This window comes from Brachybacterium sacelli, assembly GCF_017876545.1.
GTDB lineage: Bacteria > Actinomycetota > Actinomycetes > Actinomycetales > Dermabacteraceae > Brachybacterium > Brachybacterium sacelli.
Window position 1 is genome coordinate 1,751,083 of the sequence record NZ_JAGIOD010000001.1, and the last position, 12,680, is coordinate 1,763,762.

Genomic DNA, 12,680 nt, shown 5'->3' on the forward strand with positions numbered 1-12,680 from the left:
TGATGATGAGCGCGCTCCCCGCGCAGGACGGCTCCTCCGCCGAGCCCGGGCTCTACCTGTACGGAATCGTCCGTGCGGGGGCCCGGCTCCCGGAGGCCCTGGTGGGCGTCGTCGCGACGACTCCGCACCTGCACGAGGACGACGGCGGCCTCGCGGCCGTCGTCTCCGACCTCCCCGACGACGCCGACTTCGGGACGCCTCAGGACCTTCTCGCGCACTCCACCGTGCTGGACGAGATCGCCCGGACCACCACGGTGCTCCCCGCGCGATTCGGCACCGTGCTGCCCTCCGGGCAGGCGGTCCACGAGGAGGTCCTGGCCGATCCCGAGCGGCTCGCAGAGACCCTGAACTCCCTCGAGGGGGCCGTGCAGTACACCGTGCGCGTGCGATACGAGCAGGACGTCGTCCTGCCCGAGATCCTCCGTGCGGATCCCCGCCTGGCCCTACTGCGGGAGGAGATCGCCGGCACGACCGAGGACGAGACCCGCACCCAGCGCATCGCACTGGGCGAGGCCGTCGTGGGCCACTACGAGGCCATGCGCGGTCCCGACGCCCAGGAGCTGCTCGATGCTCTCGAGCCGCTCGTGCGCGACGTCGCGACGCACGAGGGAGGCCAGGCGGACGACGTCGTGGATGTCGCGCTCCTCGTTCCCCGCGAAAACACCGAACGGTTCGAGGCGGCCGTCGAAGCGGCCGCGGAGCGCCATCATCCCCGGATGAAGTACCGGCTCCTGGGACCCCAGGCGCCGTACGACTTCGTGGACGGCGGGCAGTGATGGGCATCTTCAGCGGACTGATCACGCTCCCGCTCGCGCCCCTGCGCGGCACCGTCTGGGTGGCGGAGCAGGTGCGTGACGAGGCGGACAAGGAGCTCCACGACCCCGCGGTCATCCGGCGGCAGCTCGAACAGATCGCCGAGGCCCGCCGCGAGGGGACGATCGACGAGGCGGAGGCGGACACGGCCGAACGAGAGCTCGTGGCACGACTTATCCGAGCGGACCGGAACGAGGGAACCTGACATGACAGACAGCACGCAGAAGCGCAAGCAGTCCGACGACGACTCACAGCTCGAGGACGAGCAGCCCTCGCAGGAGGAGCACGACTCCTCCGACGAGGATCAACAGAATTCCGACGGACACGGGAAGCGGAAGGTCCTCACCGCCAAGGGCGCGATACGCCGATCCATCGACCAGCTCGAGGAGCTGCTCGGACGGACACCGGAGAGTGTCATCGCGGTGGAGCGCGAGGACGACGGCTGGAAGGTCTCCCTGGAGCTCGTCGAGTCCCGGCGGATCCCGGACACCACCGACATCCTCGCCGAGTACACCGCGCAGATCGACGACCGCGGAGAGCTCACGGGCTACCGCCGCGAGTCCCGCTACACCCGAGGACGGGTCGACGGCTGATGCCCGCGACCGGTCCGAAGCCCACGGAAGGAGCCCGCCACGATGACCGTCGCCCCGAGATCCGGTAAGGGGATGGAGCCCCGTCGCGAGAGCGAGGGCACGCTGATCCACGTCGTCGAGACCCTGCTCGACAAGGGACTGGTCCTGAACGCGGACATCATGGTGTCCGTCGCGGGCGTCGAACTGCTGGGGATCCGGCTGCGCGCCGCCCTGGCCTCCTTCGAGACCGCGGCGCGGTACGGGCTCGAGTTCCCCGCCGGCACCGACACCAGCACCGTCGCCTGGCGGGAGGCCATCGAGCAGAAGGAGACCTGCCCCGAGTGCGGCAAGCGAGCGCCGCTCGAGAGCCTCATGCGCGAGTACTGCCCGTGGTGCGGATGGCAGAGCGCCTACGCCCTGCGGGAAGGCGCCTCACAGGACGGCGAGGCGACGGGCGAGCTCTCCGAGGCCGACCAGGCCGACGGCGAGTCCTCGACGTCGCCCGCCGCGAAGGGCACCAAGAACGACCGGTCCTCGACCCGATCCCGCGCCCGGCAGGAGCCGGTCGACGGATGACCACCCGCTCACCCGCCGAGCAGACCGCGGGCCCGACGGGTCGCGCGGGGCTCGAACCGGTGCGCGACCCCCGGGTCACACTGGTCGACCTCGTCGACACCCTGCTCGACCGGGGGCTGTACCTCAACCTCGACGTCATCATCTCCGTCGCGGACATCCCGCTGATCGGCCTGAACCTCCGCGCGACGCTGGCGGGGATGGAGACCATGCTGGAGTACGGCATGATGCGGGACTGGGACCAGCGCACCCGCGCCTGGGTGCAGCGGACGTCGGCGCGGGACCTACCGCTGGAGGACGACGAGGAGCTGCTCGCGAAGATGGCCGGCGGCTACTTCCACGACGACGGCTTCCACCGCGACTGGCGGCCGGGAAGCGTGTATCTGACCACCCACCGGGTCCTCGTCTTCCGCCGCGATCCGCGCGAGGTGCTCTGGCAGACCAGCCTCGAGAGCATCCGATCCCTCGCCGTGCGGCCGGAGACCACCGTCGGCGGCGAGAAGCTGGACCGTCTCCACCTGCTCACCGAGGACGACGACGCGGTGCTGTCCGCCTCGGCGCCGCGACGACTGGGGGAGATGGTACTGCAGCAGGCCCCGTCGGCCCGGCGGGAGCTCGCCGGCCCCGAGGGCGATCATGCTCGGCCCGCGGCGCCGCAGGCCGATGAGACGTCCCTGCTGGTGGAGTCGCACCTCTGGTACCGGGAGGATCTGGCCGGGCGGTCCGCCTGGCGCGGCGGCACCGGACGACTCGACGAGCACGGATTCACCTGGAAGAACGCCATGGACGCGCGCCCGGCGATCCGCCTCCGTCCCGGAGAGCTCAGCGCCGTGCATCTCGAAGACGCTCAGGTGCCCTCCGGGGAGAGCACCGTGATGCGGCTCGAGACCGTCAGCGGCGAGATCGTGCTCTCCGGGGACCTCTCGCAGTGGAGGAACCCCCTCCAGGACCTCGCCGCTCGCGTCGCGTCGGACCCCCACGGGAAGGAGCCGGTCGATGGGCCTCGAGATCGATGAAAGCAGCCTCAAGCACGGCGTGCTCACGTTGGTCGTGACGCTCGTCGAGATCATCCAGGAGGCTCTGGAGACCCAGGCGATGCGGCGGCTCGAGGGCGGCGACCTGACCGAGGAGGAGCAGGAGCGCCTCGGGGACGCCCTGCTCGAACTGGACGAGGCGATGCGCGAGATCAAGGCGCAGAACGGGATCACCGGCTCCGTGACCGACCTGCATCGCGGTCTCGACGACGTCGTCGACGACGTGGTGGATAAGCTGATCAATCCGCAGCGCTGGGCGGAAGAGAGCGAGGACCCCGAGAGATGAGTGATCCGGCCCTGTACGTCTACGCGATCGTCCCCCGCTCGGCCACGACCGCTCCCGGGACGGGGATCGACGGGCGCGAGGTCGTCGCGATCGACGGCGGCGACGGGATCGCCGCGCTGGTGCACCGGCAGGACACCACCCCCTTCGAGGGCCCGGACGACGACGTGCGGCGCTGGGTCCTCGAGCACAGCGAGGTCATCGACCGTGCCTGGCAGACGGCCGGCACCGCCCTGCCCGTCTCCTTCAACGTGATCGTCGCCCCGCGCGAGGAGTCCACGGCCGAGGACGCCCTGCGGCAGTGGCTGCGGGAGAACGCGGGGACCGTCGGGGACAAGCTCTCGGCGCTGAGGGGGCACGCCGAGCTGCGGATCGAGATCGGCGTCGACGTCGGCGAGGTCACGGCCGACGCACCGGAGATCGACCACCTCCTGAGCGAGATGTCCTCGAAGCCGGAAGGGGTCCAGCGGCTGTACCGCAAGAAGCTCGAGACGAGGCGACGCGACGTCAGCGATCGCCTCGCGGACTCGCTCTACCCGGATTTCCGCCGCCGCATCCTCCAGCACGCCGTCGACATCGTGGAGAACCGCCGCTCGCGCACCGAGGAGGGGACGGTTCCCGTCCTCGACGTGGCCGTCCTCGTCGCCGATGCCGAGGTCGAGGCCCTGGGCGTCGAGCTGGCCGACATCCGTGACTCGCGAGGAGGGATCGGGATCCGATTCCTCGGGCCGTGGCCGCCCTACTCCTTCGCCGATCTCCCGTCCCTCGCTCCGGCCCGAGACCCGGAAGAGGCCTGAGCTCGGGCCGGGGCCCCTCGGCCCTCACCGGTCCAGGCCCCGGAAGTCCCAGCGGGAGAGGTCCGCGGCCAGCGGGTCGGGGGAGCGCTCGGGCGGCACCTCGTCGGTCCGCTCGATCGCGAGGATGCGGTCGGTGCGGAAACCCCGCACCCCCTCGCGCAGGCGGCACCACCCCACCAGGATCCATCCGCCGCGCACCGTGATCAGGCCCAGCGGTTCGACCGTCCGACGAGTGCACTCGCCGGTCTCGTGCGAGGAGTACTCGAGCTCGACGACCCGGGGCCGGTCGAGCACCTCCCGCACCACCTCGGCGATGTCCGGCTCCGTCGGAGCCTCCGGCGCCATCGCCGCGACCCGCACCGCCAGGCCCCGGGCGCGCTCCCGACGCTCAGGCGGCATCGCCGCGAGCACCTTGTCCAGCGCCCGGTGCGCGTCCTCGGCGAAAGGGGAGCCCATCATCACGCTCAGCCCTGCCGCGACCGCGGTCGCCTCGGCCGGGGTGAAGGCGAGCGGCGGCAGCGAGTAGTCGCGGCGGATCGCGTACCCGCCGGTGCGCCCGGGCATCGCGTACAGGGGCACGCCCGCGTCCTGCAGGGCGCGCAGGTCCCGCTCGACGGTGCGGGTGCTCACCGCGAACCGCGCGGCCAGGCGGGGCACGGAGACGGGACGCTCGGCATTGGCCCGGAGCACGTCGAGCAAGGCGTGGTGCCGTTCGCTGCGTCGCATCGCCTCAGCCTACGAAGCCCGCGCCCCAGGCGGGAGAACTGCCGCGAAAACACCGACACACCGCTGTCGTCCGGGCGAAGGATCCTGGACCCACGCAACCCCGAGATGGAAGGACATGATCCTCATGACCAGCCCGAACATGTTCATCGTGTACGTCAGCGACGTCGCCCGTACCGTCGACTTCTACCGACAGCTCTTCGACATCGCGCCGGAGTTCTTCCCCAGCCCGGGCTTCGCGACCTTCGCGCTCGGCGAGGGGGTCGATCTCGCGCTGTGGTCCGGGCACGACGACGCACTCGCCGGCGACCCCACGCGCACCAGCGAGGTCTGCGTGTGCCTTTCCGGCGGGCCCGAGGTGCTCGAGGCGCAGCTGCGCACCTGGACCGACCTCGGTGTCACCGTCCTCGAACCCCCGCACGAGGCGGTCTTCGGTCTCACCGCCGTCGTGGCCGACCCCGACGGGAACCGCATCCGCCTCGCCCCGGTGGACTGACGGGCCCGCGGTTCAGCTGTGGGCGCCCCGCGCGGCGCCGCGGTGCGCGGCGAAGAACTGCCGCACGCTCGGCGGCGCCCACAGCAGCGCCACCATCGCCACGTGCAGCACATCGGTGGGGATCACGACGGCCAGGTACATCCCGCCCATCCCCGCCGAGTACAGGCTCCCGGCGGCGGCGACCACCAGGTACGCGGTCAGGGTGATCCGTGCCCACTGCCTCCCGCGCATCACCTTGGGCGTGAGCCAGAGCAGCAGGATCACGTCGACCAGGTGCAGCACGATCGCATAGACGATCGAGAACACGACGACCCGTGCCATCCACTCCTCGCTGAGGGTGCCCGCGGTCTCGCGCTCGATCGAGGCGACCAGTTCGGGCCTCTTGACGACCATGAGCACAGGCAGGCCGACGAGCAGCACGATGCTGGCGCCGACGCCGACCAGCAACCAACGCAGCGCGGCCGGGGGATGGTGGTACGACTGTGTTCTCACAGTCGTGAAAGTACCAACGCCCCCAGCAGCTCGTCCTGGGTGGAGAACACGTGGCGCAGCGAGTTGACGGTGAGGCCTGCCTCTGCGGCGACATTGCGCACCGAGGCCCGGCCCACGCCCTCGCGGAGCAGGACGCGCCAAGCGGCTTCGGCGAGCTCCTCGCGGCGACGGGCATGGTCGATCAGCTTCGGCATGGGGTCACGGTGGTGACACGGCCGTGTCACCACAATTCCGGTCGTCGCCGGGGGTGGTTCCGAGGCCGGAACGGCGCGGCCCCGAGGGTGAGGGAACCCCCGGGGCCCGCCGCTCAGACGGCGCTGTCGGCCGGGACCTTCTCCTGGGAGTCCCCGGCCTGCTCCGGATCGGCGGGATTCGCCCGCAGCGTGAGGGCCAGGCCCACGGCCAGGGTGGTCAACACGCCACCGAAGGCGAACGCCCAGGTGCTGCCGTCGGCCTGGGCGACCTCCGGCGCGGCCCCGGACTCCGTGGAGTAGAGCGCGCCGAGGGTCAGCAGGGCGATGAACACCGCGGTGCCCAGCGCCCCGGCCAGCTGCTGCAGGGTGTTCAGGATCGCCGAGCCGTGCCCGTACAGCTCCCGCGGCAGTGCGCCGAGGGACAGCGCCATCAGCGGGGTCATCACCATCGCCATGCCGAGCCCCAGCGGGATGTTCAGCGCGATGACCAGGCCCTGGGTGCTGTCGGCGTCGAGCAGGAGCACCTCGAGCCAGCAGACGATCGCCATCAGTGTGATGCCGGGCACCACGATCGGGCGCGGGCCCACGCGGTCGTACAGCGCGCCGACCAGCGGGCCGAGCACACCGGAGGCGGCCGCGCCGGGCAGCATCGTCAGGCCCACCTGGAGCGAGGAGATCCCCAGCGAACCGGTCATGTACAGCGGCAGGGCGACGACGGTGCCGAGCATGGTCGCGAAGCCCATCAGGATCACCAGCACGGACACCGTGAAGGTGCGCACCCGGAGCGGACGCAGGTCCAACAGGGGCTCGCCGCCGCGGGCGTGCATGCGCACCTGGCGGACAGAGAACAGGGCGAGGGAGACCACGCCGACCGCGGCGATGAGCAGCGGCACCAGACGGCTGCTGCCCTCGACGATCGCACTGATGGAGGACAGTGAGTAGACCACGCCGCCGAAGCCGATCGCCGAGAGGATCACGGAGGCCACATCCAGCCGCACCGCCTCGGGCTCGGTGTAGTTGCGCATGAACAGCAGGCCGATGATCAGGGCGACCACGATGATCGGCAGCATCATCACGAAGAGGTAGTGCCAGGACCAGTGCTCGAGGATGAACCCGGAGATCGACGGGCCGAGGGCCGGGGCCGCGGAGATCACGACGCCCACCAGGCCCATCACCAGGCCGCGGGCGCTGATCGGCACCAGTGCCAGGACGGTGGTCATCAGCAGAGGCAGCACCATCGCGGTGCCGGCGGCCTGCACCACGCGGGCCGCGAGCAGCACCGGGAAGGTCGGGGCGAAGGCCGCGAACACGGTGCCGGCCAGGAACAGCGTCATCGCGACCGTGAACACGGTGCGCACCGACAGGCGTTTCATGAGGAAGCCGGTGGTGGGGATGACGACGGCCATGGTGAGCATGAAGCCGGTGGAGAGCCACTGCGCGGTGACCGCCGAGATGGACAGGCTCTCCATCAGCGTGGGCAGTGCGACCGACAGCAGGGTCTCGTTGAGGATCATCACGAAGGCGGAGACGACGAGCACCGCGATGATCGGGGTGACCTTGGAGGTGGCGGCCGGGGCGCCGCCGACGACGGTGGTGCCGGGATCATCGGCACCGTCGCGGGTGGCGGCCTCGGCCTCCGCGGAGGCGGACCCTCCGGCGACGATCCCGGGGGACTCGACCGCAGGGAACTCGCCCGTGGGCTGGCGGGTGGAGGACATAGTGGTGACGTGCTTTCTTCGTCGAGGGACCGGAAGGCCGGGGCCCACGCCGCCGCGAGCAGAGCGGCCAGGTCACCATCCGGTGGGGTCGCCGGCCTCGGCCCGCGACCACGGAGATTCTTTCACACGGTGCACGTTCTGAGCTCGTCAATAGTGACGTATCCGGCGGGGCGCCTAGGCACCGCCGCCCGGGGTGATGAGCCCTGATTCGTAGGCGATGACCACCAGGCGCGAGCGGTCGCGGGCTCGCAGCTTGGCCAGCAGGCGGCTGACGTAGGTGCGGGCGGTGGCGGGGGAGAGGAACAACGCGGCACCGATCTCGTCGTTGCTGAGCCCTTGGCCGACCAACGCCAGCACCTCCCGCTCCCGGGCGGTGATCCCCTCCAGCAGTTCGGGTCTCACCGAGGCGGCCGCACGAGCGCCGAGCTGATCGAGCACGGTGGTCGTCACGGACGGCGAGAGCAGCGAGTCGCCGCCCGCGACCGTACGGATCGCGCTGCGCAGAGCGGCAGGGCTGACGTCCTTGAGCAGGTACCCCGCGGCTCCGGCGTGGATCGCGGCGAGGACGTCCTCGTCCTCGTCGAAGGTGGTCAGCACGATCACGCGCACGTCGGCCAGCTCGGGATCGGCCACGATCTGAGCAGTGGCAGCGATGCCGTCCAGCTGCGGCATGCGGATGTCCATGAGCACCAGGTCCGGGCGCAGCTCGCGCACCCGCCGCACGCCGGCCGCCCCCTCGGAGGCCTCACCGACCACGTCGATGTCGCCGTCGCGCCGCGCGAGGGTGCGCAGCCCGGTGCGGACCAGCTCCTGGTCGTCCACCAGCACGATGCGGATCATGATCTCGGCCTCTCCGTCCCGCCTAGTCTCTCCGCCCGGCCCGGCTCGAGCAGCTCCTCGGTCCGATCCAGCCGTGCCGGCATGCTCGCCTCCATGCGGAACCCCTCCCCGGGTGCGGAGCGGATCGAGAGGGTGCCGCCGAGCAGCCGCACCCTCTCGCGCATGCCCACCAGCCCGACCCCGCTCGATCCGGCGACCCCGTCGGTGCCGCGGCCGTCGTCGGCGACGACCAGCTGCAGCTGCCCGCCCTCGATTCCCGCCTCGACCCGGAGGGTGCTCGCCGTGGCATGGCGCAGCACGTTGGTCACCGACTCCTGCACCACCCGGTAGGCGGCGGAGTCCACGGGCACCGAGAGGGCCCCCGCGGGCACGTCCACCCGCGCCCGGACGTCGAGTCCGGCGTCGCGGGCGGGGGCGAGGACAGCGGACACGTCGACGAGGGAGCGCACCTGCCGTGCGGTGTCGCCCTGTCCCGCGTCGACGTCCGCTCCGTCGTCCCCCTCGAGCTGGTCGGTGCGCAGCAGGTGCACCATCGCGCGCAGCTCCTGCAGCGACTGCGTGGCCTGCCCCCGCACCTGCTCCAGGGCCTCGGTGACCGCGGCGTCATCGACGCCGACGGCATCCCGTGCGACCCCCGTGTGCAGGGAGATCACCGACAGCGAGTGGCCCACTGTGTCGTGCAGATCTCGCGAGATCCGCTCCCGCTCCGCGCGCATCCGCAGCTGGGCGTCCTGCCGGGTCCGCTCCTCGTGGAGGGAGGAGATCTGCTCGCGCTGGGCGATCTGGCGTCGATGCGAGCGCACCGCGCTGCCCAGTGCGATCGCGCCGGCGATCAGGGCCAGGTTGGTCACCGCGTCGCTGCCCAGCAGGTACCCCAGCGGCTGCGGATCATCCCGCAGGCGGAAGGCCAGCGCCACCGTGAACACCACGGCGCCCCCGCTGATCGCCCATCGCAGCAGCCCCCGCTCCGCAGCGGAGTACAGCGCGGCGACCACCGGCAGGGCGACCCCGATCGTGGGCAGCTGAAGGGTGTAGTAGGCGAAGGTGCCCAGCACACTGAGCACCAGCATCGCCACGGGCAGGCTGCGGCGCAGCAGCTGCAGCGCCCCGAACCCGGCGGCGAAGAGGTAGGCCAGCGGATCGGGATTCTCGCCCGCCGCGGCCTGCTGGATCGTGACGACACCTGCCAGGGCGAGGGCGACCACGAGCGCGAGCACGACGTCGAACGTGCGCGGCGAGGTCCGCTCGGGTGGGGTAGGGGCAGGGACGGTCACATGGCCAGAGTAGGAGGCACCCGCTCCGCGCGCCTGCGCCCCGAGGCGGCGGCCGATGTCGCCTCCCGACGTACGCGGCAGCCGACCGCACGCGACCATCGCCGCGCCTTCGGGCGGATTCCCAGGTCAGCGCCCCGATCCTAGGGTCGAGGTCATGAACGCACCCCAGGTCGTCCCACCCCCCGACGCCACGGCGCACACCGCCGCGCAGCCCCTGAGATGGCCGCTGATCCTCGGCCTCGGCCTCGCCGGGCTCGCCCGGCCGCTGAGCAACATCGTCCTCGACCAGACCGGCCTCGACCTCGGCGCCGCCGTCCCGCTGGCCTGGACGCTGCTCATCTCCCTGCTCTGGATCGGGGCGGTGGGCCTGACCCGCACCCCGCGACCCGTCCTGACCCTGATCCTGACGGGACTCGCCTATGCGGTGTGCGCGATCCTCCTCAGCGGGATCCTCTCCCCGCTGCTGCTCGGCCACCTCACCGGGCCGCTCGCCCACCCGATCGCCCTGGTGCCCATGCTGCTCACCAATGGTGCCTGGGGCGCGCTCACCGGTGCCCTCGCCCTGCTGCTGCAGCGTGCGCGTGGGGCGGATTCCCGGGAGCATGCATGAGACATCTCGGCATGGCCCTGCTCGGCCTGCTCGGTGGGCTGCTGGTCGGCATCGTCCTGCAGGACGTGCTCGCGCCGCTGCTGGTGCGCGGGGGAGAGGTGAGCGCTCTCGGCCTGGCCGTCCTGCCGCTGCTGCTCCCGCTCAGCGCACTCGTCGGCGCCGCGCTCGCCGTGGTGCCGAGCCTGCGCCGGGCCCGGCGCCGGCGCTCCAGCCCGCCCGGCGCCTCGGACTGACCTCACCCGCGATGCTGCTGCCACCACAGGGCGGCCTGCACCCGCGAGTCCACCTGCAGCTTCGCCAGCACGTGCGAGAGATGGGACTTGACCGTGGTGATCTCGACGAACAGCTGCGAGGCGACCTGCTGGTTCGACAGTCCCTGCGCGACCAGCGCGAGCACCTCCTCCTCCCGCCGCGTGAAGGCCGGCTCGGGGACGGGGATCGCCAGGCCCGCGCCCGCCGTCCCGGTCGCCCCCGGAGCTCCTGACGCCTCCGCCTCCTGGCCCGGGCCCGGTGACTGTCGTCCGCGCAGCGCCCCGACCACCGCCCGGGTCGCCGCCGCGGACAGCACTGCGTCCCCGCGATGCACGTCCCGCACGGCGGCCAGGATCCGCTGCGGGTCCTCGGACTTGACCAGATATCCGTCGGCCCCGGCGGCCAACGCCCCCAGCACGTAGTCGTCGAGGTCGAACCCGGAGATCACCAGCACGTGCGCGCCCGTCTCCCGCAGCTGGGGGGTGATCTCGATCCCGGTCGCCCCGGGCATGCGCACGTCGGTGAGGACCACCTCGGGGTGGTGCTCGCGGGCCGCGGTGATCGCGGCGGCCCCGTCGGACGCCTCCGCGACCACGGTGATGTCCTCGGCGGAGTCCAGCAGCGCCACCAGGCCGGAGCGCACGGCGGGATGGTCGTCGGCGACCAGCACGCGGATCGGCTCGCGGGCGGGTGCATCGGTCACGGGCGGGCCTCCTGGATCGTGGACGGGACGGAACTGTCGGTGCCATCCGGTGGGTCGGTGGGTGGCGCGGTGCTGTCGGCCCGGACCGGCAGGCGGGCGAGCACCCGCCAGGTCCCGGCCTCGGCGGAATCCTCGGGGGCGGGTCCGGAGGTCGCGCTGCCGCCGACTGCGGTCGCCCGATGCGAGATCGCCCCGCGGCCGACTCCCGTGCCGGGCACCGCCGCTCCCGTCCGGCGATTGCGCAGATCCAGGATCACGGCGTCGCCGCTGACCTGGACCGACAGTGAGATCGGCGCCTGACCGTGGCGGACCGCGTTGGTCGAGGCCTCCGCGGCGATGCGCAGCAGCGCGGCCTGCACCGACGGCTCCAGCCGGGCGGGATCGGTGGCCGCCGGGTCGATCCGGATCCGGGCCTCCGCATCGCGGCCTCGCAGCCGCGTGCTCAGCGAGGGCCAGTCCAGGGTGACCGAGGGCAGGGTGCCGGACTCCTCGGTCGAGAGCACCCCGATCATCGAGCGCAGGTCCCGCAGCGCCGCGTGCGCCGACTCGCGCGCCGTGGTCAGGGAGCGGTCGCGGGCCTCGCGATCTTCGAGGGAGGAGGCGAGGTTGGTGTGCAGGGAGACGGCGCTGAGGTGACCGGCGATCACGTCGTGCAGGTCGTGGGCGATGGTGCGCCGCTCGGTCTCCACGGCGTGGGCGGCGCGGGTCACGGCGAGCTCGTGCTCGACGTCGGCGAGGGATTCGGCCACCAAGCGGGCGCTGCGGTGATGGCGCACCTCCCAGCCCCACAGCAGCGGTGTCGAGACCACCAGCGTCGAGACCAGCAGCACGACCAGCAGGATCGGCCAGCTCACCCCTAGCGCGACCGCGACCAGGATAGCGGCGATCGCGACGCAGATGGCGAGGCCGGTGGTGACGCGGGCCAGGCGGAGGCTGCCGTGCATGACCGGGGTGAACAGCGCCTCGAACAGCAGGAAGTAGGCGGAGATCTGCCCGCCGACGATGATCTCCGCGACAGCCAGCGGTCCGGCCACCACGAGCGCGAGCACGGGGAGGCGACGGCGCCACAGCAGGCTCGTGCACGCCACCAGCATCATCACCACCGAGACCCAGGGCGACCACTGCAGCGAACCACCGACGAAGCCGGAGTTGCGGGCGCCGGAGACCGCGAGCAACACGACGACGGCCGCGTAGCCGACCGCCGTCATCACGTCACGGCGGTCGATCGCTGCGCGTTCCGGGCGCTCGACCGGATCAGGGGACATGCTCCGAGGCTACGCGGCCGTGGCGCACGCCATCCCGGTGC

The 12,680-nt window shown here is 72.0% G+C and carries 18 protein-coding genes; 10 read left to right on the top strand and 8 right to left on the bottom strand.

Annotated elements, in window-relative coordinates; all coding sequences use genetic code 11:
* Positions 1–5: 5 nt before the first annotated feature.
* From JOF43_RS07770 to JOF43_RS07800, 7 genes are read left to right on the top strand one after another with little or no spacing between them, the layout of a single operon-like run.
* Complete coding sequence (locus JOF43_RS07770; protein ID WP_209900891.1) at positions 6–776, top strand: GvpL/GvpF family gas vesicle protein; 771 nt, start codon at positions 6–8, stop codon at positions 774–776.
* A complete protein-coding gene (gene ccmI / locus JOF43_RS07775) occupies positions 776–1,018 on the top strand; it encodes a c-type cytochrome biogenesis protein CcmI (protein WP_209900893.1) in 243 nt (80 codons plus the stop codon). The genes JOF43_RS07770 and ccmI overlap by 1 nt, the downstream gene beginning before the upstream one ends.
* 1 nt (position 1,019) lies before the next feature.
* Complete coding sequence (locus JOF43_RS07780) at positions 1,020–1,406, top strand: gas vesicle protein GvpO (RefSeq protein WP_209900895.1); 387 nt, start codon at positions 1,020–1,022, stop codon at positions 1,404–1,406.
* 42 nt (positions 1,407–1,448) lie between these two features.
* Complete coding sequence (locus JOF43_RS22960; RefSeq protein WP_281065027.1) at positions 1,449–1,961, top strand: gas vesicle protein; 513 nt, start codon at positions 1,449–1,451, stop codon at positions 1,959–1,961.
* Positions 1,958–2,974, top strand: a complete 1,017-nt coding sequence (locus tag JOF43_RS07790) for a gas vesicle protein (RefSeq protein WP_209900897.1) — start codon at positions 1,958–1,960, stop codon at positions 2,972–2,974. The genes JOF43_RS22960 and JOF43_RS07790 overlap by 4 nt, the downstream gene beginning before the upstream one ends.
* A complete protein-coding gene (locus tag JOF43_RS07795) occupies positions 2,955–3,278 on the top strand; it encodes a gas vesicle protein K (RefSeq protein WP_245354052.1) in 324 nt (107 codons plus the stop codon). The genes JOF43_RS07790 and JOF43_RS07795 overlap by 20 nt, the downstream gene beginning before the upstream one ends.
* Positions 3,275–4,072: a GvpL/GvpF family gas vesicle protein gene (locus tag JOF43_RS07800; protein ID WP_209900899.1), complete on the top strand. Its 798-nt coding sequence runs from the start codon at positions 3,275–3,277 to the stop codon at positions 4,070–4,072. Before JOF43_RS07795 ends, JOF43_RS07800 begins: the two co-directional genes overlap by 4 nt.
* Before the next feature lie 24 nt (positions 4,073–4,096).
* On the opposite strand, the gene JOF43_RS07805 is transcribed toward JOF43_RS07800, so the two are convergent.
* Positions 4,097–4,798 (bottom strand): helix-turn-helix transcriptional regulator, encoded by a 702-nt coding sequence (locus JOF43_RS07805; protein WP_209900901.1) that lies wholly within the window; start codon positions 4,796–4,798, stop codon positions 4,097–4,099.
* A 124-nt stretch (positions 4,799–4,922) separates the two neighbouring features.
* On the opposite strand from JOF43_RS07805, the gene JOF43_RS07810 reads away from it, so the two are divergent.
* Positions 4,923–5,291: a VOC family protein gene (locus JOF43_RS07810; protein WP_209900903.1), complete on the top strand. Its 369-nt coding sequence runs from the start codon at positions 4,923–4,925 to the stop codon at positions 5,289–5,291.
* 12 nt (positions 5,292–5,303) lie between these two features.
* Here the strand turns inward: JOF43_RS07810 and JOF43_RS07815 are convergent, their stop codons facing one another.
* The 5 genes from JOF43_RS07815 to JOF43_RS23150 form a co-directional block, all read right to left on the bottom strand.
* Positions 5,304–5,783, bottom strand: coding sequence for a hypothetical protein (locus tag JOF43_RS07815; protein ID WP_209900905.1), 480 nt, complete (start codon positions 5,781–5,783; stop codon positions 5,304–5,306).
* A complete protein-coding gene (locus tag JOF43_RS07820) occupies positions 5,780–5,977 on the bottom strand; it encodes a TetR family transcriptional regulator (RefSeq protein ID WP_209900906.1) in 198 nt (65 codons plus the stop codon). The genes JOF43_RS07815 and JOF43_RS07820 overlap by 4 nt, the downstream gene beginning before the upstream one ends.
* Before the next feature lie 113 nt (positions 5,978–6,090).
* Positions 6,091–7,695, bottom strand: coding sequence for an MDR family MFS transporter (locus tag JOF43_RS07825; protein ID WP_209900909.1), 1,605 nt, complete (start codon positions 7,693–7,695; stop codon positions 6,091–6,093).
* A 174-nt stretch (positions 7,696–7,869) separates the two neighbouring features.
* Complete coding sequence (locus JOF43_RS07830) at positions 7,870–8,535, bottom strand: response regulator (RefSeq protein ID WP_209900911.1); 666 nt, start codon at positions 8,533–8,535, stop codon at positions 7,870–7,872.
* Positions 8,532–9,809 carry a sensor histidine kinase gene (locus JOF43_RS23150; protein WP_342592111.1) on the bottom strand — a complete coding sequence of 426 codons (1,278 nt, stop codon included), beginning with the start codon at positions 9,807–9,809 and terminating at the stop codon, positions 8,532–8,534. Before JOF43_RS23150 ends, JOF43_RS07830 begins: the two co-directional genes overlap by 4 nt.
* Positions 9,810–9,963: 154 nt before the next feature.
* Here JOF43_RS23150 and JOF43_RS07840 point away from each other — a divergent pair, with 154 nt between their 5' ends.
* Both JOF43_RS07840 and JOF43_RS07845 read left to right on the top strand, forming a co-directional pair.
* Entirely contained in the window at positions 9,964–10,419 is a 456-nt protein-coding gene (locus tag JOF43_RS07840; protein WP_209900915.1) for a hypothetical protein, read from the top strand.
* Positions 10,416–10,652, top strand: a complete 237-nt coding sequence (locus tag JOF43_RS07845) for a hypothetical protein (RefSeq protein ID WP_209900917.1) — start codon at positions 10,416–10,418, stop codon at positions 10,650–10,652. The genes JOF43_RS07840 and JOF43_RS07845 overlap by 4 nt, the downstream gene beginning before the upstream one ends.
* A gap of 2 nt (positions 10,653–10,654) precedes the next feature.
* Here JOF43_RS07845 and JOF43_RS07850 read toward each other — a convergent pair whose 3' ends face one another.
* A complete protein-coding gene (locus JOF43_RS07850; protein ID WP_209900919.1) occupies positions 10,655–11,374 on the bottom strand; it encodes a response regulator in 720 nt (239 codons plus the stop codon).
* Positions 11,371–12,639, bottom strand: coding sequence for a sensor histidine kinase (locus JOF43_RS07855; protein WP_209900921.1), 1,269 nt, complete (start codon positions 12,637–12,639; stop codon positions 11,371–11,373). Before JOF43_RS07855 ends, JOF43_RS07850 begins: the two co-directional genes overlap by 4 nt.
* Positions 12,640–12,680 lie beyond the last annotated feature (41 nt).